Source organism: Caproicibacter sp. (assembly GCF_046707225.1).
Classification (GTDB): Bacteria; Bacillota; Clostridia; order Oscillospirales; family Acutalibacteraceae; genus Caproicibacter.
The window spans coordinates 1-23,705 of record NZ_JBJKOP010000048.1; the positions used below are offsets into that span (position 1 = coordinate 1).

General features: G+C 53.6%; 20 protein-coding genes and 2 tRNA genes. 8 read left to right on the forward strand and 14 right to left on the reverse strand.

All coding sequences use genetic code 11. From position 1 onward, the window contains the following. Position 1 precedes the first annotated feature (1 nt). The 3 genes from ACLQ3M_RS13470 to ACLQ3M_RS13480 all read right to left on the reverse strand — a co-directional run bounded on the left by ACLQ3M_RS13470 (position 2) and on the right by ACLQ3M_RS13480 (position 1,317). Positions 2–78 (reverse strand) — tRNA-Pro (locus ACLQ3M_RS13470). A 26-nt stretch (positions 79–104) separates the two neighbouring features. Further along, positions 105–178, reverse strand: a tRNA-Gln gene (locus ACLQ3M_RS13475). A gap of 143 nt (positions 179–321) precedes the next feature. Continuing rightward, on the reverse strand, positions 322–1,317 hold the full coding sequence (locus ACLQ3M_RS13480; RefSeq protein WP_411678209.1) for a radical SAM protein: 996 nt from the start codon (positions 1,315–1,317) through the stop codon (positions 322–324). A gap of 126 nt (positions 1,318–1,443) precedes the next feature. Here ACLQ3M_RS13480 and ACLQ3M_RS13485 point away from each other — a divergent pair, with 126 nt between their 5' ends. Continuing rightward, positions 1,444–2,091, forward strand: a complete 648-nt coding sequence (locus ACLQ3M_RS13485) for a pentapeptide repeat-containing protein (protein WP_411678210.1) — start codon at positions 1,444–1,446, stop codon at positions 2,089–2,091. Between the two features lie 43 nt (positions 2,092–2,134). Here ACLQ3M_RS13485 and ACLQ3M_RS13490 read toward each other — a convergent pair whose 3' ends face one another. After that, on the reverse strand, positions 2,135–3,310 hold the full coding sequence (locus ACLQ3M_RS13490; protein WP_411678211.1) for an aminotransferase class I/II-fold pyridoxal phosphate-dependent enzyme: 1,176 nt from the start codon (positions 3,308–3,310) through the stop codon (positions 2,135–2,137). Positions 3,311–3,514: 204 nt separating this feature from the next. Here ACLQ3M_RS13490 and ACLQ3M_RS13495 point away from each other — a divergent pair, with 204 nt between their 5' ends. Further along, on the forward strand, positions 3,515–4,093 hold the full coding sequence (locus tag ACLQ3M_RS13495; protein WP_411678212.1) for a TetR/AcrR family transcriptional regulator: 579 nt from the start codon (positions 3,515–3,517) through the stop codon (positions 4,091–4,093). A 45-nt stretch (positions 4,094–4,138) separates the two neighbouring features. Further along, positions 4,139–4,669: a GNAT family N-acetyltransferase gene (locus tag ACLQ3M_RS13500; protein ID WP_411678213.1), complete on the forward strand. Its 531-nt coding sequence runs from the start codon at positions 4,139–4,141 to the stop codon at positions 4,667–4,669. Positions 4,670–4,723: 54 nt separating this feature from the next. Here ACLQ3M_RS13500 and ACLQ3M_RS13505 read toward each other — a convergent pair whose 3' ends face one another. From ACLQ3M_RS13505 to ACLQ3M_RS13525, 5 genes are read right to left on the reverse strand one after another with little or no spacing between them, the layout of a single operon-like run. Next, positions 4,724–6,301 (reverse strand): NAD(P)/FAD-dependent oxidoreductase, encoded by a 1,578-nt coding sequence (locus tag ACLQ3M_RS13505; protein WP_411678267.1) that lies wholly within the window; start codon positions 6,299–6,301, stop codon positions 4,724–4,726. After that, entirely contained in the window at positions 6,301–7,083 is a 783-nt protein-coding gene (locus ACLQ3M_RS13510; RefSeq protein ID WP_411678214.1) for a PhzF family phenazine biosynthesis protein, read from the reverse strand. The genes ACLQ3M_RS13505 and ACLQ3M_RS13510 overlap by 1 nt, the downstream gene beginning before the upstream one ends. A gap of 12 nt (positions 7,084–7,095) precedes the next feature. Next, a complete protein-coding gene (locus tag ACLQ3M_RS13515) occupies positions 7,096–7,482 on the reverse strand; it encodes a hypothetical protein (RefSeq protein WP_411678215.1) in 387 nt (128 codons plus the stop codon). 6 nt (positions 7,483–7,488) lie between these two features. Continuing rightward, positions 7,489–8,730, reverse strand: coding sequence for an NAD(P)/FAD-dependent oxidoreductase (locus ACLQ3M_RS13520; RefSeq protein ID WP_411678216.1), 1,242 nt, complete (start codon positions 8,728–8,730; stop codon positions 7,489–7,491). A gap of 16 nt (positions 8,731–8,746) precedes the next feature. Further along, complete coding sequence (locus ACLQ3M_RS13525) at positions 8,747–9,238, reverse strand: COG2426 family protein (RefSeq protein WP_411678217.1); 492 nt, start codon at positions 9,236–9,238, stop codon at positions 8,747–8,749. Positions 9,239–9,607: 369 nt separating this feature from the next. On the opposite strand from ACLQ3M_RS13525, the gene ACLQ3M_RS13530 reads away from it, so the two are divergent. From ACLQ3M_RS13530 to rpoN, 4 genes are all read left to right on the forward strand, one after another. Continuing rightward, the gene (locus ACLQ3M_RS13530; protein WP_411678218.1) at positions 9,608–10,813 is read left to right on the forward strand and encodes an LCP family protein; all 1,206 of its coding nucleotides are present in this window, start codon (positions 9,608–9,610) and stop codon (positions 10,811–10,813) included. Between the two features lie 138 nt (positions 10,814–10,951). Beyond that, positions 10,952–12,913, forward strand: coding sequence for a methionine--tRNA ligase (gene metG / locus ACLQ3M_RS13535; protein WP_411678219.1), 1,962 nt, complete (start codon positions 10,952–10,954; stop codon positions 12,911–12,913). Positions 12,914–13,176: 263 nt separating this feature from the next. Then, positions 13,177–13,956, forward strand: a complete 780-nt coding sequence (locus tag ACLQ3M_RS13540; protein ID WP_411678220.1) for a TatD family hydrolase — start codon at positions 13,177–13,179, stop codon at positions 13,954–13,956. A 381-nt stretch (positions 13,957–14,337) separates the two neighbouring features. After that, positions 14,338–15,666 carry an RNA polymerase factor sigma-54 gene (rpoN, locus tag ACLQ3M_RS13545; RefSeq protein ID WP_411678221.1) on the forward strand — a complete coding sequence of 443 codons (1,329 nt, stop codon included), beginning with the start codon at positions 14,338–14,340 and terminating at the stop codon, positions 15,664–15,666. 107 nt (positions 15,667–15,773) lie between these two features. Here rpoN and ACLQ3M_RS13550 read toward each other — a convergent pair whose 3' ends face one another. From ACLQ3M_RS13550 to ACLQ3M_RS13570, 5 genes are all read right to left on the reverse strand, one after another. Beyond that, complete coding sequence (locus ACLQ3M_RS13550) at positions 15,774–17,084, reverse strand: TRAP transporter large permease (protein WP_411678222.1); 1,311 nt, start codon at positions 17,082–17,084, stop codon at positions 15,774–15,776. Positions 17,085–17,103: 19 nt separating this feature from the next. Next, positions 17,104–17,640 (reverse strand): TRAP transporter small permease, encoded by a 537-nt coding sequence (locus tag ACLQ3M_RS13555; protein ID WP_411678223.1) that lies wholly within the window; start codon positions 17,638–17,640, stop codon positions 17,104–17,106. 134 nt (positions 17,641–17,774) lie between these two features. Continuing rightward, positions 17,775–18,854 carry a TRAP transporter substrate-binding protein gene (locus tag ACLQ3M_RS13560; protein WP_411678224.1) on the reverse strand — a complete coding sequence of 360 codons (1,080 nt, stop codon included), beginning with the start codon at positions 18,852–18,854 and terminating at the stop codon, positions 17,775–17,777. A 262-nt stretch (positions 18,855–19,116) separates the two neighbouring features. After that, positions 19,117–20,016, reverse strand: a complete 900-nt coding sequence (locus tag ACLQ3M_RS13565) for a hydroxymethylglutaryl-CoA lyase (RefSeq protein WP_411678225.1) — start codon at positions 20,014–20,016, stop codon at positions 19,117–19,119. A gap of 13 nt (positions 20,017–20,029) precedes the next feature. After that, the gene (locus ACLQ3M_RS13570) at positions 20,030–21,241 is read right to left on the reverse strand and encodes a CaiB/BaiF CoA transferase family protein (protein ID WP_411678226.1); all 1,212 of its coding nucleotides are present in this window, start codon (positions 21,239–21,241) and stop codon (positions 20,030–20,032) included. Between the two features lie 397 nt (positions 21,242–21,638). Between ACLQ3M_RS13570 and ACLQ3M_RS13575 the strand changes: the two genes are divergently transcribed. Next, the gene (locus ACLQ3M_RS13575) at positions 21,639–23,540 is read left to right on the forward strand and encodes a sigma 54-interacting transcriptional regulator (RefSeq protein ID WP_411678227.1); all 1,902 of its coding nucleotides are present in this window, start codon (positions 21,639–21,641) and stop codon (positions 23,538–23,540) included. Positions 23,541–23,705 lie beyond the last annotated feature (165 nt).

Consider the following 23,705-nt stretch of genomic DNA (forward strand, 5'->3'; position numbering starts at 1 on the left):
TTGGTCGAGGTGACTGGATTCGAACCAGCGGCCTCTACGTCCCGAACGTAGCGCTCTACCAAGCTGAGCCACACCTCGAAAAATACGGCCCCGAAAACGGAGCCTGGCTGCGGAAGAAGGATTCGAACCCTCACAAACAGAGTCAGAGTCTGTCGTGCTACCTTTACACAATTCCGCAAAATCTTGTTTGGAACAGCAAGATTTATTATACCAAATCATTTGAGATTGTCAATCCCTTTTCGAGATATTTTGAGAATTCCTGTCCGATATTTCTGAAATAATGTCCCCGTTTTTCAAACCGATCCAACCGGATTGACCGCTTCAAACAATATAAAGAATCGACTTTGCCCCGAACCGCTTCTCTATTTCCTTCCTTAAAAAAGCTTCCGCTTCGTTTCTGACGTCCGGACGATAACAGTACTTTCCTCTGCCCCGGCCCGTCATCCTCTCGGGGTCATACAGGTCGGAGCCTTTGGGAAACGCCTCGGTATTGATGGCGCGGTGAACATAGCTGTAAGTCATAAAAATCACTTCAATCCCAACGCTGCGCTTCACCCGGTCGGAGAGCTTCGCTTCCAGAAAATCTAGAAGCTCCAGATACTGCGGCTTCCAGTTTTCAACCAGGATAATCGGCGCGATCAGCATTCCGATTCGGTATCCCGCTTCAGCCATTTGGTTCAGCGCTTCCACGCGCTGTTCCAGCGGCGAGGTTCCCAGTTCAATCGTCCGAATGATTTCCCGCGGGTTCACGCTCATCCGGAACACCACCCGTCCGCGGTGTTCAAGCGGCAGAAGAGGCCCGACCATATTGAATTTTGTCGGGAAAGTAAGGAAACCCTTTTCCTGAGCGGCAAAGTGCTCTATGGTCCATTCCAGATTATGTGTGATTGTGTTTTCCAGCACAAGGTCGCTGTTGCTTCCGATTTCAAACGTAAGGTCTGTTTCCGACTTCCGGGCTGTTTTTTCCAGTTTGTCCAGCATTTCTTCCCGGTTGACAAAAAGGCGCAGGTAGGCGCATTTATTGTAATTGCAGACCAGATAGCAGTACAGGCAGGACGCGCTGCACCCGGAGGATGTGTACGGAACCAGAAAATCGGAGGTTTTGGTATTCGGGACGTATCGATGCGTTTTCCTGACCCCGACGATCAAAAGGCGTTTCAAGTCCCTAAACGCGGAATTCGGCTGTGTTCTCAGCTCGTCTATTTTATTATGGCTTTCGATCGGAATCCACGGCGACCCGCCGTATTTTTCCCTCAGCACCTTCCCCAAGTCATAGGACAGCGCGTCCGGCTCGTAATAAACTTTTTCGGGAAACAAAAAGCACCCCTCCTTTTTCACCGCTTAGTATGAGCCGTCAGCGGCAATTTATGAACGAATGCTCTTTACACCGCCGATGGCTTCTGCTAAACTGGAACAAGTTCTAAGAGGAAAGGAAGCTTAGGAATGAAACCGGATTCCCCGAATTTGCCGGACTCTACAACCGCCGCGGAAAATATGGCGCAGATGATCTTAAAGGCCTCTCTGGAAGAGTTGGCGTGTTCCGGACTGTACTTTTCCGGGCAATCCGCCGCGGGCGCCGAATTCGCCGGCGTCGATTTCCGCGGATGCCGGTTTTCGGGCTGCCGCTTCACTGGCTGCCGGGCGGAAAAGCTGTCTTTTATCGACGTTATCTTCGAATCGTGTGATTTTTCGAACGCGGTCCTGTCCGAAAGCCTGTTCCGCCGCGTCGAGTTTCAAAACTGCAAGCTGGTCGGCGCGGATTTTTCCCGCGCGCTGTGGGAAAACGTTGTCTTCCGGGGATGCAAGGCGGACTGGGTCGGTCTTGCAAGCTCAAAGCTGAAACAGGTGCGGTTTCTGGACTGCGGCATGGAGAACGGCGACATGCAGGACTGCACGCTGAAAGGCGTTACGTTTTCAAACTGCGGCCTGCAAAAAGCCGAGTTTCTGCACACGCCGCTTGCCGGAATCGATTTGACCGGCGATGAGATCGACGGTCTAGCGGTTTCCGGACCGGAGCTGCGCGGCGCCGTCGTCACTTCTTTGCAGGCGTGCGAGCTTTCCCGTTATCTGGGGCTCGTCATTCGCCCCTAGACAAAAAACGGCCGGAGCAATTGCTCCGGCCGTTTTGATCGGGCTATGAAAAATTCTTCAGGATTCCGCTCTGTTCGATCGCACGGATCGCTTCGCGCATTTCTTCTTCGCTCCGCACCAGCGCCATGCGGACATATCCCTCGCCGGACGGCCCAAATGCCGAACCGGGCGTCACCAGTACTCCGGTCTTTTGAAAAAGCTCTTTTACGAACACGGCGCTGTCGGTGTAAGGCGAGGGAATCTTCGCCCAGACAAACATGGTCGCCGCAGGTTTTTTCATCCTCCAGCCGATCGCGTTCAATCCCTCCACCAGCACATTTCTTCTTTGCTCGTAAGCCGCGCGTGTCTGCTCCACACAGTCCTGCGGTCCGGTCAAGGCCGCCGCCGCGGCCTTTTGTATCGGAAGGAACATCCCGTAGTCCAGATTGGATTTCAGCGCTTTCAGGGCCGATATCACTTCCCAGTTGCCAAGGGCAAAGCCGATTCTGGCTCCGGCCAGGCCATAGGTTTTGGAAAGCGAGTTGAACTCGATTCCGACATCCTTCGCGCCGGGGGTCTGCAAAAAGCTGCCGCACTTTGCCCCGTCGAACGCCAGCTCGCTGTACGCATTGTCGTGCAGAACAATCACCTCATAGGCCTTCGCGAAATCCACCAGCTCCCGGTAAAAGGAAGACGGCGCGATACTGGTCACAGGATTGTTCGGATAGGATACGATCATAAATCTGGCGCGGCGGGCGATCTGTTCCGGCACGGTTTTCAGGTCGATGATCCACCCGTTTTTCTCTTCCTGCGGCATGCGGTACAGCTCGGCTCCCGCCAGAAGCGGCCCGTCCCCGAAAATCGGGTACCCGGGGTCCGGCACCAGCACAAGGTCGCCCGGGTCCACAACGGCAAGCGAGAGATGCGCCAGCCCGTCCTGCGAGCCCAGCAGCGACACAACCTCCGTTTCCGCGTCCAGCTCCACCCCGTATCTTCTGCGGTACCAGACGCAGACGGCCCGCCGCAATTCCGAGCTGTCGGTAATGGCATATTCGTAATTGGTTCTGTCTTTGACTCCCTCCGCCAAGGCGTCTATAATGTGCTGCGCCGGGGGAATATTCGGCGATCCGATACTGAAATCAATCACCGCTTCTCCCTTTGCAAGTTTTTCCTGTTTCATTTGCGCCAGCGCGGAAAAAACACCGGTTTCAAAGTGGCGCATCCGTTTGGAAAACTCCACGAGGAACACTTCCCGTCTTCTCTTTTTACAGATTATTGTAGCATAGTCCTTTTTTAATAGGAAGAGAAATTTGCAATTATTTTCGATTTGTAATTCAAACTCACAGGATTTGCAGAAATATCCCGGATTGACAGGATTTGTTAAATCTGCTATGCTGTTTCAAATATTAAGAAGATCTCCAGCCCCGGAAGGAGGACAATGCGAATGACCCTGCGGCAAAAGCAGGAAGAAGGCAGGCGCAGAGAGATTCTGGACAAAAGTCTGGACCTCTTTATCCGGCACGGCTACACGGGAACCAGCACGCGCGAAATCTCCCGCGCGCTGGGAATCAGCTCCGGATTGCTGTTCCACTATTACGACACAAAGGAACAGCTCTATTTGGAGCACCTGAAAACCGCGCTCGACGGCATCCGGATGATGGAGGAATACCTTCGCCTTTCCCTGGGTCCGATTGAAGTTTTTCGCCAAATTGCGGAAAGCGCGCTGTCTTATTTCGCGGTTTCCCCCGCGACGGCCAAGGCCTTTTTGCTTGCGAAGCAGGCTCTCTATGCCGATTACCTGACGGAGGAAATGAAGGAAACGGTCCGGGAAATGGACTTCGCGAAAAAACTTGTCCCGACTGTCAAAGCCGGGCAGGAAACCGGAGAAATCCGTCAGGGCGACCCCCTGGCGCTGGCGCTGTGCTATTTTTCCGCGATTGAAAACGCCGCGGAAAATTCCGTCTGCTTCCCCTCGGCCCCAATGCCGGAGGCGGAATGGTTTGTAAGCTTACTAAAAGCCTGATTTTGTCGGGCTTTTTTCAATAAAACGGAATCAGGAGGGATTTTTATGCGGAATTTTGATATCAGGCCCGTGCGGAAGGAAGACGCCGAGGGAATCAACGAAATGCGCAGGATGCCGGAGGTTTTTTACAACATGCTTGCGCTTCCGTCTGAACGGATTCAAAAGACTGAGAATTTTATTGCGGCAATGGGACCAAACAGCCATGAATTCGTCGCCGTAACGGAGGATAACGGAACAGAAAAAATAATCGGCATGGTAGGTCTGAACATCAGCGCAAACCCGCGGCTGCGCCACTCCGCCGGGCTTGGCATTATGGTACATAGGGATTATCAAAATCAGGGGATCGGCGAAGCCCTGATGAAGACCGTTCTGGATGTGGCGGACAACTGGCTGATGCTGGTGCGGGTCGAGCTCGGCGTTTACACGGACAACGACCGGGCGATCCGCCTTTACAAAAAGATGGGGTTTGAGGCAGAGGGCACAAAGCAGAAAGCCGCCATCCGGAACGGGACCTACGTGGATGAAATGATCATGGGCAGAATCCGGAATCTGCCGGGAGAACCGGAAAAAGCATAAAGGCCGGCGGGAAAATTTCCCCGCCGGCCTTTTTCCGCAAGCCCCATTGCTGTGTTATCCGCCGAGCACCCGCTCCGCGCACCGGATTCCGTCCACCGCGGCGGAAACGATGCCGCCCGCGTAGCCCGCGCCCTCTCCGCAGGGATACAAGCCGGAAAGGACGGGCGACTGCCCGTCGTCCCCGCGCAGGATGCGCACCGGGGACGAAGAACGGCTTTCCACCGCCGTCAAAACCGCGTCCGGCATGGCAAAGCCGTGCAGACGGGCGTCCATTCGCCGGATTCCTTCGCGCATGGAGTCCGCAAGAAAAGGCGGCAGACAGCCGTCCAGCAAGCAGGGTGCCACTCCCGGGCGATAAGTCGGAACAACGTCTCCAAGCCGGGAAGAAGCGCGGCGCTCCAGAAAATCCTCCACCCGCTGAACGGGGGCGCGGTAATCGCCGCCGCCCAGCCGGAACGCGGCCTCCTCCAGCATGCGCTGAAATTGTACCCCCGCGAGCGGGCCTTCCCCTCCGAAATCCGCCGGGGTAACACCGACCAGCAGGGCGGCGTTGGCGTTTTGCCCGTCGCGGCCAAAACGGCTCATCCCGTTTGTCACCAGGCGGCCATCCTCACTGGCCGCCGCCACGACCTGGCCGCCCGGACACATGCAGAACGTGTATACTCCCCGACCGTTTTCCAGATGAACCGCCAATTTGTAATCCGCCGCCCCAAGCGCCGGGTGCCCCGCGGCAGCCCCGTACTGCGCGGAGTCGATCAGGCTCTGCGGGTGTTCGATCCGCGCGCCCACGGCGAAAGGCTTCGGTTCCATCGGGACACCGGCGGCGAGCAGTTCTTCGAACGTATCCCGCGCGCTGTGCCCGACCGCCAGCACGACATGGCCGGTCTCCATCCGCTCCGGCGCGCCGCCCTTTGTTCGGAATTCCACGCCGGAAACACGGCCGTTCCTTTTCAGCAGAGCGGTCATCTGTGTGTCGAACCGGATTTCGCCGCCTAGGGAGAGAATCTTCTGCCGGATTCCACGAACCGTCTGCGGCAGCCGATCGGTGCCGATATGCGGCTTCGCTTCATACAGGATTTCCGGCGGGGCACCCGCGCCGGCAAATTCCTCCAGCACCTTGCGGATCCGCGGGTCTTTCGTGCCGGTGTTCAGCTTTCCGTCGGAAAAGGTTCCCGCGCCGCCCTCGCCGAATTGGACGTTGCACTCCGGATTTAAAATTCCGCTGTTCCAGAAAGCGGAAACCTGCTTCTGCCGTTCCTCCACGCGGGAACCGCGCTCCAGCACAACGGGACGCTGCCCCGCCTGCGCCAGAATCAGCGCGGCAAACATTCCGGCGGGACCGAATCCAACCACCACGGGCCGCTGTTCCAGAGGGCGGCAAGCCGGCAGACGGTACCGGTACGGCTCGGCCTTTGTCACACGCCGGTCTTTGGGCATTCGGGCCGACGGACAGTCGGCCTCCACGGTGCAGATGAAATGGACGTCGCTCTTTTTGCGCGCATCTACGGATTTTTTACACAGGCTCATCGAGCGGATTTCCTCTGTTGAAACGCGCAGGCGCTTCGCGGCCTGCGCGTTCAGTTCATCCTCCGACCCGCCCAGTTCCAAACGAAGTTCTGAAATGCGATAAATCAAATTGAAATCTCTCCTGTCAGATACAAAGCGGCTTTCCCGCCGATTTTTACGCGATCCCCGCACAGTTCACAGTCGAGCAGACCGCCCCGCGCGGAGAGCTGCGCCGCTTTCATCTTTGTTTTTCCAAGGCGCTCTGCCCAATATGGAATCAAACTACAATGTGCCGAACCGGTCACGGGGTCTTCCTGAACTCCAAAAACCGGGAAGAAGCAGCGCGACACAAAATCCACACGCTCGCCCTTTGCTGTCACCAGAATTCCCATCCCGTCCTTAAGCTCCTTCATACCGGAAAAATCCGGTGTAAGGTCACGCACCTGCTGTTCGGAATCCAGCAGAACGACCAGGTCACGCGACAAAAGTGTTTCCCGCACATCGGCACCAAGAATCCGCGCGAGATTCTTCGGTGTTTCAACCGGTTTTGGGGAACGTGTGGGAAAATCCAGTGTAAACACATCGTCACTGCACTCTACCGATAAGGTTCCGCTTTGGGAGTGAAACTCGATTTTTTTGCTTCCCGGCTCAACAAAATGTGAAACCACATAGGAAGAGCCAAGCGTTGCGTGGCCGCAAAGGTCAACTTCTTCGGCCGGGGTAAACCACTTAATCTCATAATACGCATCCCGCCGAACCACAAACGCGGTTTCGGACAGATTGTTTTCCGCCGCGATGCTCTGCATGAGCTTCCGCTCCGGGAATTCATTCAGGACACAAACCCCGGCGGGATTTCCCTGAAAGACGCTGTCCGTAAACGCGTCAACAATATAATAAGCACAGTTCATCGCAGATTCTCCTTATTTCAGCGTGCCGTCCGGGTTGTATTTCTGCTTGAGCCGCCGCTCCGTCCAAACGATGGACAAAGCCGTCGGAACCAATATCACCGCCATCAGATAGCTGACGGGGAGGGCAGGAAGCCGCTCCTCCGCCCGCGTCACCCGGAACATCAGCGCCGCGGCTGCGTCCAGAAAAAGGAAGGCCGACCCGCATTTCAAAAATGCGCCGCCGCACCAGCGGTTCGCGTCCTCCCACGCCTCTCTGCTTTTCGCGGCAATTTTCCCCACATGATACCCACAGAAGGTATCCGGGTACTCGGAATGATGGTCCCGAGCCAGCCAGCCGACCAAAATCAGAAACAATGTAAACACAAACATCAGAACATCGGTCAGAATCTCGCCCTCCAACTGCCGTCATCCTCCTTTCAAAGATTCCGCGGCGGCCCTTCCGGCGGTTACACCGCTGGCCCAGGCCCAGTGCAGATTATAGCCCCCGCAGTCGCCGTCGACGTCGAGCAGCTCGCCGCACAGATACAGCCCCCCGCACTTTTTGGATTCCAGCCGCTCCGTCAGTTCCAAGAGCGGAACACCGCCCGCCGTTACCTGCGCGTGGTCCCACGAAAGCGTCCCCCTGACCGGGAAGGCATAGCCTTTCGCCGCCGAAACCAGCCGGTCCAGCGTTTCGTCCGAAAGCCGGCTGGCCGGCGTCGACGCGCCGCCCAGCGCGTATTTCGACAGCTCGATTGTCAGCGCTTTGGGCAGAAAGCCCTCCAGAAGCTGCGAAACGGTCCAGTCGCCCGCGCCGACCGAGGCTGTCTGCAACAGCTCTTTCAGCTTTTCCGGCGAATACTCCGGAAACAAATCAAGCAGGATTTCCGCATTCTTCGGAGCTCGAATCTCGCCGACACACCGGGAAAGCTCAAAAATACAGATGCCCGAAAGCGCGTTTTCCGTAAACTGGACTTCCCCGGCGGATGCGCGCAGGATTTCCCCCTCCGCGCGGAACGAAACGGCAGCCGGGCAGCGAATCCCTTTTAATGGGCGCACCCGCGCCGGGTCCGTTTTGACCTGAACCAAAGACGGGAAAAGGGGCCCGACGGTGTGGCCCAGTGTTTTCGCCAGCACGGCTCCCCCGCCGTCCGAGCCGGAGCGCGGGCAGGCTGAACCGCCCGCCGCAAGAATCAGCCTCCGGGCAAAAAACTCTCTCTCTGGGGAAGATATCAAAAATCCGCCGTCTGATTTCCGAACGCTTTTCACATCAAAGCCACAGACGGTCTCAACACCGCAGCGGTCCAGATTTCTGCGCAGAACGTTCAAAACGGACGCCGCCTGCAGACTGTATGGATAAATCCGTCCGCCGTCCAGTTCACGGCAGAGCAGGCCCAGCTTTTGAAACAGCAAAAGCGCCTGTTCCGGCGAAAAGTCTTTCAGAATCCGATGCGCCGCCGCGTCCCCGTGGTAGTGGGAGCTTTCTCCCGCGCTTCGGTTGGTCAGGTTGCAGCGGCCGTTGCCGGTCAGCAGCAGCTTTTTTCCGACGCGGTCGTTCTTTTCCAGCACCGCGACGCTCATCCCGCGCCCCCCGGCCCGCGCGGCAGCCAAAGCCGCGGCCATGCCGGAAGGCCCTCCCCCGACGACCGCAAGATCCGCTTTTTGCATGGGGATCACTCCTTTCCTACAGGATCGAGCCCAAAACGCCGTAGGCGAGCAGGCACATAATCACATCCGCGATGATGCAGCCAAGCACCACGGAAATCAGCGCGTGCCGGAACTTCATGCCGATCAGGGCGGCGGCGGCGGAGCCTGTCCACGCGCCGGTACCGGGCAGCGGAATCGCGACAAACAGCAGCAGGCCGAACGTCTTGTATTTTTCAATCTGTTTACTTTTACGGTTCATCTTGTCCTCCAGCCGGTGCACCAGACGAACAAAGCGCGTGTTGCGCAGCCAGTCCAGAATCTTTCGGAAAAAAAGAAGAATAAAAGGGACGGGCAGCAGCGTGCCGGCCAGACAAATAAAAAACGCACGGATCATTCCGACATGCAGCAAACCCGCCGCAAGGATGCCGCCCCTGAGCTCAAGCAACGGCAAAAGAGAAATGAGAAACACAATCAGTTCAGCGGGAATGCCCCGCAGGGCATTGATCAATGTTGTAACCAGCTGATCCATTCAAAAGATACCTCTGTATGTTCAAAATTTGGGAGTCTCCGGCTGTTAAAACAAAAAGTCCGCCGCATTACCGCAGCGACCGGTCCTCAGGAAAAAAACGCCAGAAAAAAAGCGGAGGCAGCGATCAGAACCGCGCAGACTCCGGCAAGAATCCGGACAAACAGCGCATGCGGTTTTCCCGGCGCCGGCTGATGCTTCATGGCAATCCCTCCCATTCGTTTTATTATAGCAAACGGCGGATTGAAAATACAGTGTTTTGCCCGATCTTCACAGGAATTTCATAAAGCTGCCGAAAATCCTCTGCGTTGACAACCCCTCCTCTTTGCAATACAATAAGTAGGCTTGATTGAAATGAACGCGAGGTGCAGTATGAACAGACAAAACACGGGACGTCCCGTCCGCCGTAGCGGTTCCGGCGGCGGCAGCCGAAACGCCGCGGGCAGACCGGCGACTCGCCGAAATGTTTCCTGGGACACACAGGAAATCGACCGCTACAATGTGGTCGACCGGGATATCTACAGCAATTCCCCCAAACGCCGCGGCACGCAAACCAGAAAGCGGCGGAAAAAGGGCGGCTGCCTGAAAAAATTATTCACTCTGCTCCTCGTTGTCACGCTGGCCGCAGTCGGCGGCGCATTTATTTATTTCCATATTCTCTCCTCCCGCCTGAATCGTTCCGACGTGACCAGCTCGCAGCTGGCGAATTATGTGCAGCTGCCGAGCGGCGCCCCGGCCTGGAACGTAAAGTCGGACAACAGCGTCATGAACATTCTGCTGCTTGGCGTGGATGAGAACGAGGATGGCTCCGACGGCCGGTCGGACACCAACATGCTGATGTCCATCGACAGCAAATCCAAAAGCATCCGGCTCGTGTCTTTTCTGCGGGACTCCTACCTGGAAATTCCGACCGTCGGGAAAAACAAGCTCAATGCCGCCTACGCGAAGGGCGGAGTCGCCCTGACCATGCAGACGCTGGAAAACAATTACCGAATCAATATCGACCAGTATATTTCGGTCGATTTCAATAACTTCGCCGCCGTGATTGACAAAATGGGCGGGCTGGATGTTCCGATGTCCAAAGCGGCCTGTCAGGCGGAAAACGAAAACATGGGCAGCCATCTGTCTTATCCCGCCACCGGCGAAAAAACCATCACCCACCATCTAAACGGAAAACTCTGCCTTTATTACGCCCGCATCCGCCACGCTACCGATGAATTCGGTCATGACGACTACGGGCGCACGGGGCGGCAGCGGCAGGTCGTGGAGCTTATGATCCAAAAAATGAAATCCATGAACCTCATCGACGCCAACAAACTGATCTACGATTATTTAAATTATGTAAAAACGAACCTGAGCGACAGCCAGCTTTTGTACCTTGCGTCCGTCGGCGCGTCGCTTTCCGGCTACAAAATTGAAACTCAGCAGATTCCCGCTCCCAATACCTTTGACGACAGCGTTTCCGTGAAAGGAATCGGGAAAGTGGTTTCGGTCAATCTGGAAAAGAACTGCACCGTTCTGCGGCAATTTCTCTACGGCGAAAACAGCTCGTCCGAAAGCAGCTCGGACGGAACCTGATTTTTGCGGTCGCGCGCCGCAATCAACGGCTTGTGACGGCGGGGAAACCCGCCGTTTTTCCGTAAGAAGTGAAATTGCTTTTATTTTATGGCACAGAATGGTATAATAATAAAAATTAAGTTCCCGGAGGCTGAAAAAATGGAGAAAAAGACCTTTTACATCACGACGCCCATCTATTACCCGTCCGGCAAGCCCCATATCGGACACAGCTACTGCACGCTGGCCAGCGACGCCATCGCGCGCTACAAGCGAATGCAGGGGTACGACGTGATGTTTTTAACCGGGACGGACGAACACGGTTTAAAGATTGAACAGAAAGCGGAAAAGGAAGGCGTCACGCCAAAACAATATGTGGACCGCATGGCGCAGGTTTTTAAAGATCTGTGGAAACTGCTGAATATCTCAAACGACCGCTTTATCCGCACAACGGACGACTACCATGTAAAAGCCGTGCAGAAGATTTTTAAGGAGCTGTACGACCGCGGCGAAATTTACAAAGGCGAATACAAAGGCTGGTACTGCACGGACTGCGAGGCTTTCTGGACCGAGACGCAGCTGAAAGACGGCAAATGCCCCGACTGCGGACGCGAAGTGAAAATCGTCAGCGAGGAAGCCTATTTTTTCCGCCTTTCCAATTACGCCGAACCGCTTCTAAAATACTATGAGGAACACCCTGATTTCATCCAGCCGGAAAGCCGCAAGAATGAAATGATCAGCTTTATCAAGCAGGGCCTTGAGGACCTGTGCGTCTCCCGCACCAGCTTTTCGTGGGGCATTCCGGTCACCTTCGACCCCAAACATGTGGTATACGTCTGGCTTGACGCGCTGACCAACTACATCACGGCGCTCGGGTACGGTTCAGACGACGATTCCGCTTACCGGAAATACTGGCCCGCCGACGTTCATTTCGTCGGCAAGGAAATCGTCCGCTTCCACACCATCATCTGGCCCGCCATGCTGATGGCGCTGGAGCTTCCGCTCCCCAAACAGATTTACGGCCACGGCTGGCTCCTGTTCGGCGACGGAAGCAAAATGAGCAAAAGCAAAGGCAACGTGGTCGACCCGATGACTCTCTGCTCCCGTTACGGCGTGGACGCGATCCGCTATTTCCTGCTTCGGGAAATCCCATTCGGCGCCGACGGCCTGTTTACGAACGAAGCGCTGATCAGCCGCATCAACTCCGACCTTGCAAACGACCTTGGGAACCTGCTTTCCCGCACGACCGCGATGGCGGAAAAGTATTTCGGCGGAAAAATTCCCGCGGAACGCGAAGCGGCTCCGCTCGACGAAGAACTGAAGGCCACGGCGCTTTCCCTGCGCGGCAAGTGCGACGAGGCGATCAATAAATACCAGTTCTCAAACGCGCTCGCGGAAATCTGGAAGCTGATTTCGCGCACGAACAAATATATCGACGAAACGGCGCCTTGGGCGCTGGGCAAAGACGAAAGTCAAAAGGCTCGCCTTGCGGCGGTTCTTTACAATCTGTGCGAGTCGCTCCGCATCATATCCGTTCTGCTCACGCCGTTTCTGCCGGAAACTTCCCCGAAAATTCAGGAGCAGCTCGGCGTTTCCGGCGATGCCGTCACCTATGAATCAGCGGGAATCTGGGGCGAATTTCCAACCGATGCAGTCGTTAAAAAAGGGGCGACCCTTTTCCCCCGCATCGATGTGGACAAAGAGATTGAGGAACTGAACAAGCTGATTCCGAATCCTGCCGACCCGGCAAACGCAAAAGCCGCGCAGGAAACGAAAGCGGAGGATCAGCCCGGGGGAATCGCACAGATCGGAATCGAAGATTTCGCGAAAGTGGATCTGCGGGCTGCAAAAGTAACGGCCTGTGAACCGATCAAGCGTTCCAAAAAGCTTTTAAAGCTGACGCTGGACGACGGCATGGGCGGACGCACGGTTGCCTCCGGTATTTCGCAGTGGTATAAGCCGGAAGACCTGATCGGGCACACGGTCATTGTGGTATCAAATCTGAAGCCAGCCAAGCTCTGCGGCGTGGAAAGCCAGGGAATGATCCTTGCCGCCGACGCGGGCGAAGACGACGTGCGCGTGGTCTTTGTCGACGGTGTTCCCGCCGGCAGCAAGATCCGGTAACCTGCGGCTGCGCGTTTTTCACCGGGAGAGTCTTTTGATTCTCCCGGTTTTTTTCCACACAAAATCTTTCGGCGGATGGCGGATATTTTCTTGTTTTGCAGACATTCGTGTGCCAAGCAGAGGAACTTTACCGACGGAAAAAACGAAACCGCCAATATGCGATGGGTCACGCGACAAAAGTGCAAAGAGATGCTTTCACGGAACAGGAACGGCTTTTATCCCATGCACCTCAACGCACTAAAGAAATCTTTGATGGAGGCCATATGAATTACTCCAATATTTTCGACAGCCACGCGCACTACGACGACGAAGCGTTCGACGCCGACCGGGACGGCCTGCTCGCCTCTCTTCCGGAAAAAGGCGTCTGCCATGTGGTCGACTGCGGCGCGGACCTTGTCTCTTCCCGCAAAGCAATTTCACTTGCAGCGCGGTACGGCTATTTTTCGGCGGCGGCGGGCATTCATCCGGAATGCGCCAAAGACGTTCCCGCCGATTGGCAGACACAGCTTGAAGAGTTGCTCGCCGATTCGCACATTGTTGCGGTCGGGGAAATCGGCCTTGACTATCACTTTGAGGAAAACGCCCCCAGAGATGTGCAGCGCGATATTTTTGAAAAGCAGATTCTTCTGGCAAACAAGCTCCGCCTACCGGTGATCGTGCATGACCGCGACGCGCACGGCGACACCATGGAGCTGCTGCGCCGCCACCGCCCGGCCGGGGTCATCCACTGCTTTTCGGGCAGCGTGGAAATGGCGGCCGAAGCCGTTCGGCTCGGGATGTATCTCGGCGTCGGCGGTTCCGTTACCTTTAAGAACGCCCGCGTTCCGGTCGAGGTGGTAAAGAGCCTGCCGCGCGACCGCCTGCTGCTGGAAACCGACTGTCCCTATCTCGCGCCGGTCCCGTACCGCGGCAAGCGCAACGATTCCTCGCTGATCCCTTTCGTCGCGGAAAAAATCGCCGGAATTCGAGGCGAAAGTCCGCAGGATATTCTAACCCTGGCAAAAGAAAACGCGGAAACACTGTTCCGCGTCTGCAAAGACTGAAAAGACCATTTTTCGCTGAACGGCCATCCCGTGCGAACTCATACAAGGACTCTCACCCTCTTCCATGCCAAAAAGCGCGCGGAGAAAAAACGGATTCCAGCAAATTCGGCAAAGTAAGCCCGGCTTATTTTGCTCAGCTCAATGAAATGGACAGGATTATCACCGACAGCGGACTGTCCTCCGACTGGAAAAGCTTTATCGAACAGGCAGACATTAAACTTTCGCTCGTCTAAAGGCTTACGCCCGTTTCGTTCGGGAAGCTCTACTGGCGGATATGGCTGTTTCGAACCGGCTTTGCTCTCATTTTCCGAATTGTTATTATGATACGTCAAAATACTGCTATATTGGATTTGAGAGATGAAAGCGGGGGAGGAATTCGAAATGGACTTGCTGCAGGAAATCAGCCAAAAGCAAACGTTGTCGCTCCTGCAGACGCAGTCGCTGAAAATTCTGATGATGAACAACAGCGAATTGTACGACTTTCTGCAGCGTGAACAAATGGAAAACCCCGTGCTGGAGCTGGAAGGCGGTTCGGAAGAGGAGAAGATCCGTTCGATCGGCGATTGGTTTTGCCGTCAGGGACACGGCCCCGAGAGCATTGAATGGGACGAGGAGGAGCGGGAGGCCGCGTGGAAAGAAGACCAGACGACTTCTTTGCAGGAGTCGCTGAAATCCCAGATCAGACTGCGTATGTATACAAAACGGGAAATCCAGTTGATTCAGTATATCATCGACCTCCTGGATGAGGACGGCTATCTCACGGTTTCGGCGGACGAAATCAGTTCCCTTACAAGCTGCAGCCGGGAACAGGTGCGAAAATGTATAGACGCGGTTCAGGGCATGGAGCCCGCCGGAGTGGGGGCCGGCGGCCTTTGTGAGTGCCTGCTGCTCCAACTGGAGGCAAAGGGCCTTTTGGACCGCAATTTCGCTTCGATCATAGAAAATTGCCTGACGGACGTCGCCTATGGCCATTATCATAAAATAGCGCGGCAGCTTTCTCTGCCGATCAAAGAGGTGAAAGAATACGTTGCGGTCCTTCACTCCTTGAACCCGCGCCCTGGCAGCGGGTTTGGATGCCGGGAGAATCCGGCTTACATCGTACCGGACGTCTTAATCGACCGGCAGGAAGACTCCTGGGAGATTACGCTGAACGACCGGTGGATCGGATCCGTCGGCGTCAGCAGAATGTATGAAGCTCTGTATCGCAATTCGAAAGACCCGGGCACGACGGAGTACCTGAAAGAAAAAATCCGGCGGGCGCAGTTTGTTGTGAAAAGCGTTGAGCAAAGGCGCAATACCCTTCTCAGAGTGACACGCGTGGTTCTCGACAGGCAGAAAGAGTATTTTGAGGGAAGAGGCCCTTTGGCGCCGCTGAATCTCAGCATGGTGTCGGGCGAGCTGAAGCTTCACGAATCGACCGTCAGCCGGGCAATTCGGGAAAAATATCTTCAGTCGCCCGTTGGCACGCGTCTGTTTAAGGACTTTTTCAGCGCCGGCGTGGCGTCCTGCGGAGAAATGATGAGCAGCCACGCGGTCAAGGAAATGATTGTCAGGCTGATACGGGAGGAAGACACGGCCAGACCGCTCAGCGACAGCGCGCTTGCGGAAAAGCTGAAGGGATCGGGAGTTAACATATCGCGCAGAACGGTCGCGAAATACCGCGATGAGCTGAAGATCAAAAATGCCTTTGAACGCAGAAGTCTGAAATAGAGAAAAGCGGAACCGCTCTCTCCGGGAAAAATCAGGTCCCGGGAGGAGCGATTCCGCTTTTCTTTTGCGTAAAGGCCGAAAGTGAAATAGTAACAGGGAAGCTTTGTTTATGCCAGCAGGTTCGGAATGAAAGTGGAAATTGCAGGGACATAGGTGGTCAGCAATACGACGACCAGACTGGCGATAACAAAGGGCATAACATCTTTTACAATATCCACATACCGCGCGCCGGAAATTTTCTGGGCCATGAATACGGAGCTGCAGAAGGGAGGCGTAATGAATCCAACGCTCAGGTTGACCAGAATAATGGCGCCGAAGTGGATCGGGTTGATTCCCATTGCCGTTGCAGTAGGCAGCAGAAGCGGAACGATGAGCAGGATCGCGGCGTTGATATCGATCAGCATTCCGGCAATCAGGAAAATAACATTGGCAAAGATCAGGAAGACGGCGCCGCTCGCAATATGGGCGGTGACAAAAACTTTGATCGCTTCCGCAATGCCGATCATGGAAATGACGCGGCCGGAGCAGTTGGAAAAATCAATCAGAATACAAATGGCCGCGGTTGAGATCGCCGCATTTAAGGTTAGGCCGAGGAATTTGGAAGTCAAGTCGTTTTTATGAAATATTTTTTTATACAGGAAAAAGATCATTCCGTAAACGACGGCGACGGCACCGGCTTCGGTAGCGGTAAAAATGCCGCCGTAGATTCCTCCGAAAATAATCACGGGCATAATCAGAGCGGGAATGGATCTCAGAAAAGCCGTTCCGACATTTTTTATGTAACAAGGAAAAGTAATCTGGACCGTGCTTTTTTCTTCCCTGCGCCCCTGCACAAAGTAGTTGATTCCCATAAAGGCGGCGATGCAGATAAGAGCCGGTCCGACGGTGCTCATCCACACCTGAGAAATACTGACTGAGGCGCACAAACCATACATGATTCCCGGTACGGAGGGCGGAATTAAAATTCCCAGAAAGCTTGCCGCGGCAGCCAGCGCCGCACAATAGCTGGCCGAATACCCCTTTTTCTTCATTTCCGGTACCATGATGCCGCCCACACAGCTGATGGTCGCGAGGCAGGAGCCGGTCAAAACGCCGAACGCCGCAGAGGTCAGAATGGTTACGGCGCCCAGAGAGCCGCGCAGGCGCCCCACCAGGGAATCGATCAATTCAATCAGCGCAGCCGCGATGCCGCTGTATTGCATGATTGCGCCCGCAAAGATAAACAGCGGAACGGCAAGCAACGGGAAGCTGTCCAGACCCGAAAAGGTGACCGTGCAGAGAATTTTACTGCTTAATCCGTCAAAGAACAGTACGGCCAGCGTTGCCATGCCGATAGAATATCCGACCGGAACTTTGAAGCACATAGCCAGACCAAGGAAGAACAGCAGAAAAATACCGAGTAATGCCAAAGGGCTCATTGTCTTTATCCTCCTTTAATCAAGCACTCTCCGTTGCTTCATCATTTATTTGATAGGAATAAAAGAGACGGCAAATATCGTGGTAAGCCATCAGAATACTGCCGATCAGAATACTGCTCATCGGAATCAGCATGTTAATGTGCATGCTTGCAGAAACCTGCGGGTGCACTGCGATGCTTTGAAGGTAGTCAAAATAAAGATAAGAGAACAAAACGATAAAGATAAATGTAATCAGAATCGCGAGCTTATTAAACAGCGTGATCACCCTTTGAGGATTTTTGCATTTTTTTTCGGCGATCGTGTCCACAAGGTCGATTCCGATATGTTCCTTGGTTGCAAACGCGCGGGCGGCTCCGATAAATGTCAGAGCCACAAAAAGATACCGTGCGAGTTCTTCGCACCAGGGGGAGGAAATCATTAAAACATAGCGGCAGACAACCTGAATCGCAATGCTGCCAACCATGGCGACCAGGGAAAGAACCAGAAAGATGTTTTCCACGGCGACGATGCCGTGTTCAATTTTACGGAAAGTTTTTACAGCGCTTTTTTTCTGCATACAAGTACCCTCACATCCCAAATGGATTAAAAACGGTTTTTAAAGGAAACAGCAGCCGACGGATTGATTCAATTTTGGAATCCGCAGCTGCTTTGTTTTCCTTTCACAAACGTTTGAATCGGGCGGATTCCGGCTTATACGCCAAAATCCTTATTGATCTTTTCCATGATGGAGGAATCAAACTTGTTATTATAGGTGGACCACAGGTTTACCGCAACTTTTTTCAAATCTTTATAGAATTGGGAATCTTCTTTCACTTCGTAGGTCTTAAATTTACCGTTCTTTATAATGGTCTGAGTGTCGGCGCGCATGGATTTGCGGAAACTCGCGCCGGCCTCTGTCGCGGCCTTTGTAAATGCGGCCTGCTGCGCGGGAGTCATTTTGTCCCAGAAGGACTGACTGCATACAATTGACGCGCCGGAATACATGTAATTTAGCTGGGTCACATATTTAATGTCGTCGAGAACGCCCATGGATTTCAGATTGTAAACCGAGTTGTCAACGCCGTCCACGGTTTTTTGCTCCAGCGCCGCGAGTGTTTCGCTGGTGCTGATCGCGGCGGGAATCGCACCGCAGGCCTTGTAAAAGTCCTGGCACGCGTCAACTTCCGGCACGCGGATTTTCAGGCCCTTAAAGTCATCCATGGATTGAATCGGGCGCGAAACAGTGCCGCACTCGCGGAATTCATTTTCCGTAGCCGCCACACGAACAATTCCCTTCGCGGCCATCTCTTTGGTCAGCTCCTGCCCGATCCATCCGTTGATGTAATATTTGTCAACCTGATCGTAAGAGGTAATCATAAACGGAAGCCATGCCCAGCCGAGTCCGCCGATCGACGAATCGATGCCCATGTCAGAGATCAGGCCGACATCCAAAGTTCCGAGCTGAACCATTTCCGTCATTTCACGTTCTCCGCCCAGGCTGCCGCCGGCGATTTTTGTTCCTTTTATCGTACCTCCGGAATACTGGTCGCACAATTTAATCAAAAGGTCCATCGTGGTATCCTGTACGCCTTCCCCGGAATGAGTGTTGTTAACCTTGAATGTAACCGCGGGGTCCTTTGAAGCGTCACCCCCCGGCGCGGCGGAGCCGGCGGATGCGGTGCCGCCCGAATTTGAGACGGTCTGCGTTGACGCTCCGGAGCCGCCGCAGGCACTCAGCAGGGAAGTTGTGAGAAGTGCAAGGGTTAAAAACAATGCAAGTTTCTTTTTCATAATACAAACTCCTGTTCTTTCTATTTGCGCCTTTACAAACGCCTGCAAAATCGATCAAAGCGCGAAGCCCGGTTTTGCAGCAGTCAGGCCACCTGATTTAGTATAATAGCAAAATCTGTGCCATTTACGTACAAATAGTCAAAAAATGCAGATAAATTAAGAAAATTCTAGATAATATCCGCTAATCAGGCTTGAATCAGCAGGGCAAATTAATTGATCTATGTTTCATTATTTCTTATCTAAAAATTTATGAAACATATTTTTAGCAACACGGACTGCCTTTGATTCGGATATTATGGCCGCTGTAAATCCCGTTTGGAATCATCTGATCTTCCGCTTTTGCCGCCGCAAGAATTTTCTCAAAAGAAATCCCGGTTTCATATCCCATTTCGTTCAGCATCAGAACAAGGTCCTCCGTGGCTGTATTCCCCGACGCACCGGGAGCGAACGGGCAGCCGCCCAGACCGCCGAGCGTTGCCTGCACTCCGTCTATTCCGGATTCCACGGCAGCAAGGGTATTGACAAGCCCCATGTTCCTCGTGTCATGAATATGGATTTCCACCCTGGCGGCGGGGAATTTCTCTTTAACCGCTTGCAGAAAAAGGCGAACCTGTGCCGGGTCCGCCAAACCGACGGTATCGCACAGATTGAAAGTTGTAACGCCAAGGTCCCAAGCACGCTGCAGGAAACCGAGAAGCGGCTCCACCCTGCGGAACTTTCCCTCAAACGGGCAGCCGAACGCCGTCGCGACGTCCAGACAAACGTCAAGCTCCGGAAAAGACTCCTTGATTTTTGCCAGCTCTGCAAACGATTCGTCATGTGTCCGGTTGATATTTGCTTTATTGTGACTGACGCTCAGCGAAATAACGTTGGTTACCTTTTTCATTCCCGCTTCCCGGGCAGACTGCGCGCCCCTGAAATTCGGGATGAGCGCAAACAAATCAAGCTCCGGGTATTTCCAGAGGCAGGCACGGGCGACTTCCCCGGCGTCTTTCATCTGGGGAATCGCTTTGGGATTGACAAAAGACGTGATCTGTATGTGTTTTACGCCCGATTGCACCAGACTGTCGATGACGGTCAGCTTATCTGAAACCGGCAGATAATCGGGCAGGTTTTGAAAACCGTCACGGGGACCAACCTCAATCACATCAATTTTTTTCATCGTAATCACCTCCTTACAGTGCTCCTTTTGCTTTCAGTTCATTGATCCGGCTTTCGCTGAGGCCCAGCTTTTCACCCAAAATTTCCATGGTTTGCTGGCCAAGCAGAGGCGCGGGGCGGAATTCTTCAATGGGGTGGTTGGTCAGTTTAATCTGGTCGCCGGTAATTGTTAACTTGCCGATTGGGTGGTTGCATTCCACGAACATTTTTCGCGCGCCGGCAATGTGGGGGTCCTTGACCACGCGGTCTATGGTGTTGATCGGCGCCGCCGGGCATCCGACTTTGAGAAGCATTTCAACAACTTCATCAATTGTGTACTGAGCGGTCCATGCTTCCACGATCGGTTTCAGCGCTTCGTGATTTTGGACGCGGAGAATATTCGTGCGGAAGCGGGGGTCTTCCGCAAGCTCGGGCAGGCCCATCACACCGGCCAGCAGCCCGAACAGCTTGTCGTTGCCGGCAGCGATCACGACGTACTGATCTTCCCCCTTTGCGCGAAACGTGTCGTAGGGGTATACGGCTTCATAACGGTTGCCGATCCGGGTGGGAACCCTTTCCTGAACCAAATAGATCATGTTGATGATTTCAAGCGCGGAAACCATGCCGTCCACCAGCGAGATGTCGACTTTTTCACCTTCTCCCGTCTGCAGTTTATGCGAATATGCGGCAAGAACGCCGATGGCGCAGTTTAAACCGCCGACTACGTCGGCAATGGCGGTCCCGGTTCTGGTGGGGGGGCCTCCGGGCCATCCGGTGGTGCTCATCAGGCCGGACATCGCCTGCCCCACAATATCGTATCCGGCGCGCTGGCTGTAAGGGCCGTAGTGGCCGAATCCGGAGACGCAGCCGTAGACGATTCCGGGGTTGACCTTCCGCAGCTCGTCGTAGCCCAGTCCGAGGTGCTCCATGACGCCGGGACGGTAATTTTCCAGAACAATATCGCTTTGCTTTACGAGTTTTTTGAAAATATCCTTGCCGTCCTCGCTTTTCAGGTTCAAAGTCATTCCGCGTTTGTTCCGGTTCAGGTTCATGTAATACGCGCTTTCTTTCAGCCCGTTGCTCTGCACCATGGGGGCGTTGGCACGGGAGTCGTCGCCTTTCCCTGGCATTTCAATTTTGGTGACGTCGGCACCCATGTCGGCAAGAAGCATTGCGCAGTAAGGGCCTGCCAGCACTCTGGTTAGATCGAGCACTTTGCAGCCTTTCAGTAGTCCTTCATACTCCATTTTTCCTTCATCCTTTCGTTAGGGCATGCCGTTTTCGGGAACGCTGCACCCGAACAACCTCCTGAATCAGCAAAAGTCATGCCAGATTCGTCGGAAAGGATAAAAATTCATAAATAAGAGCGGAGAAAAGGGCCTGTGCCGGCGGCTTGACCGATTTGAAAATCTGATGAATCCCTTCGTAAAATACGATTGAATCGTTACAACGAAAAAAATATGTTTCAAAATTTCAGACGATCGGAATTTTGAAACATATTTTTAACAGTAATCTTTTACTATTTTAATAACTGTATCAAGCATATGAAGTTACATTTTAGTTAATTTAGATGTTTTTCTGCGAATCTTTGTGCTATACTGTGGAGGATGAGCTGTCAGCCGATTCATTGAAAGGAGCGGACAAATGTTTCAGAAATACAAAATCTGTTGTTTTACATACGGTAAGCTGCATGAACTGGCGCTGAATGCCGTCCAACAGCTTAATGATCCAGAAATGGAAATAACCTGCGTTTCAACGCAGGGGCAAAAGCTAAACAAGAGCATTCAGCTGGCTTTAAAAAACAACACGGAGGTTTTTATCGCCGGCAGCTCAAACTTTGAAACCATTTCGCATTCTTACGACATCCCAATCGTGGGCATTGAAGTGGGTTATCAGGACTATTTGCAGCATATTGTGGAAGCATCAAAAAAGGCTGACCGGATCGGCATTGCCTGCTATCAAAACAGGCTGAACTATGATTTCAGCCTGCTTGAACCGTTTTTGGGAATCCAAATTAAAAAAATCATTTATAACCGCAATACAGATCTGCCGGAAAAAATGAGGGACTGCGGCTGTCCTCTCATCATGGGAGGAGGATACGCGTGTGAGGTTGCCGCGCAGCTCGGTTTCACCGGCGTGTTAATTTACCCCGGCATTCAGGTCATTGTAAACGCGTTTCGCACCGCTAAAATATTCGCGCAGCGGCTAAGAAAGAAAAAGAGCGATATGATGTATTATGCCGCCGTAATCGGAGAGTCTCCGAACGGGATCATCAGTATCGACCGCTTCGGGGCCGTTACAAATTACAATCCAAGCGCCGAAAACTATCTGGGGGTAACGGCGTCCGACGCGCTGGGCAAACAGGCTGAAACCCTGTTTCCGCAGTTGAAACTGACCTCCACCTTCCAGCAAAAATCACGCGTTGAGGATACGGTCGTACTTTACCGCAACCGTCAGCTGCATCTTCGCAAAATTCTGATGACAGAAGACCCGGCTGTGGAGGCCGCCGCAACGGCTTTGATCACCGACCTTTCCGACTTCAGAAAATCGGAAATGTCTTATTTAATTAAACAGCGCGCGCTGTTAAGCAAAAGCGGGTTTATTTCAAAATATCATTTTTCAGATATCCTCGGAAAGTGCGCGGAACTGAAGAAGACCATGAACAAAGCAAAAATTTATGCAAAAACAAATTACAACATTCTTATCTTTGGGGAAACCGGTACCGGAAAGGAACTTTTGGCGCAGAGCATCTGCAACTATTCCGAACGCGCGGGGCAAAGCTTTGTGGCTGTCAATTGTGCCGCTCTGCCGGATAATTTGCTGGAAAGCGAATTATTCGGCTATCAGGAGGGTGCTTTTACCGGCAGCGCAAAAGGCGGGCACCGGGGCCTTTTTGAACTTGCAAACGGCGGAACCATTTTTCTCGATGAAATCGGCAGCGTGTCCCCGGCGTTGCAGGTCAAGCTGCTGCGGGTTTTGCAGGAACACGAGATTATGAGGATCGGAGACGACAAAATCATCCCCGTCGACGTGCGGGTGATTGCGGCAACAAATAAAAATCCGGAGGATATGCTGAAAGAGGGATTTCGTATGGACCTGCTGTTTCGCCTGAATGAACTTGAGCTCGAGCTGCCTCCTTTGCGCAGGCGCGGGGAAGATATTCTCCTGCTTTTCCGGGAGTTTTTGAATCATAAAGTAGAGGCCGGACCGGTTCTGATTCCGGATGATGACCTTTCCCTTCTCAAAATGTATTCATGGCCGGGGAATATCCGCGAACTTCATAATGTGTGCGCGCGCTTCTCTCTTTTTCTCAATGCGCGGGGAGAGGAAAAATCATTTTCGCGCATCCTCCGCGAGTGTATTGGGGAAAAGCGGCTGCTGGCTGATGTTTTCAGCCGGTACCATTACGTGCCCGGGATCACGGACGTTTCTGGGGATATGCTTCATGATCTGTCCGACAAATTGGGATATACGCATACGGAAATTGCCGGCATGCTTCATGTCAGCCGTTCTACCCTTTGGAGAAGGCAGAAAGAATCCGACTGAATCGTCCGGCCCAAGCGGGGATTCCTTACCGATGTTAAGCAAACACAATCTTAAAGCAGAACAGCCGGACCCACGCTGGATCCGGCTGTTCTCTTTCCCGTATCATTCTTGCACAGTTTTTCCCGTTCCAGCATTCTCTTTCATCGCTGTTTCAATTTTGCCGTA

Coding starts and splice junctions, on each gene's coding strand:
- ACLQ3M_RS13485 (WP_411678210.1), top strand. CDS start 1,444: ATGAAACCGGATTCCCCGAATTTGCCGGACTCTACAACCGCCGCGGAA.
- ACLQ3M_RS13495 (WP_411678212.1), top strand. CDS start 3,515: ATGACCCTGCGGCAAAAGCAGGAAGAAGGCAGGCGCAGAGAGATTCTG.
- ACLQ3M_RS13500 (WP_411678213.1), top strand. CDS start 4,139: ATGCGGAATTTTGATATCAGGCCCGTGCGGAAGGAAGACGCCGAGGGA.
- ACLQ3M_RS13510 (WP_411678214.1), bottom strand. CDS start 7,083: ATGAACTGTGCTTATTATATTGTTGACGCGTTTACGGACAGCGTCTTT.
- ACLQ3M_RS13520 (WP_411678216.1), bottom strand. CDS start 8,730: ATGCAAAAAGCGGATCTTGCGGTCGTCGGGGGAGGGCCTTCCGGCATG.
- ACLQ3M_RS13525 (WP_411678217.1), bottom strand. CDS start 9,238: ATGGATCAGCTGGTTACAACATTGATCAATGCCCTGCGGGGCATTCCC.
- ACLQ3M_RS13530 (WP_411678218.1), top strand. CDS start 9,608: ATGAACAGACAAAACACGGGACGTCCCGTCCGCCGTAGCGGTTCCGGC.
- metG (WP_411678219.1), top strand. CDS start 10,952: ATGGAGAAAAAGACCTTTTACATCACGACGCCCATCTATTACCCGTCC.
- ACLQ3M_RS13540 (WP_411678220.1), top strand. CDS start 13,177: ATGAATTACTCCAATATTTTCGACAGCCACGCGCACTACGACGACGAA.
- rpoN (WP_411678221.1), top strand. CDS start 14,338: ATGGACTTGCTGCAGGAAATCAGCCAAAAGCAAACGTTGTCGCTCCTG.
- ACLQ3M_RS13550 (WP_411678222.1), bottom strand. CDS start 17,084: ATGAGCCCTTTGGCATTACTCGGTATTTTTCTGCTGTTCTTCCTTGGT.
- ACLQ3M_RS13555 (WP_411678223.1), bottom strand. CDS start 17,640: ATGCAGAAAAAAAGCGCTGTAAAAACTTTCCGTAAAATTGAACACGGC.
- ACLQ3M_RS13560 (WP_411678224.1), bottom strand. CDS start 18,854: ATGAAAAAGAAACTTGCATTGTTTTTAACCCTTGCACTTCTCACAACT.
- ACLQ3M_RS13565 (WP_411678225.1), bottom strand. CDS start 20,016: ATGAAAAAAATTGATGTGATTGAGGTTGGTCCCCGTGACGGTTTTCAA.
- ACLQ3M_RS13570 (WP_411678226.1), bottom strand. CDS start 21,241: ATGGAGTATGAAGGACTACTGAAAGGCTGCAAAGTGCTCGATCTAACC.
- ACLQ3M_RS13575 (WP_411678227.1), top strand. CDS start 21,639: ATGTTTCAGAAATACAAAATCTGTTGTTTTACATACGGTAAGCTGCAT.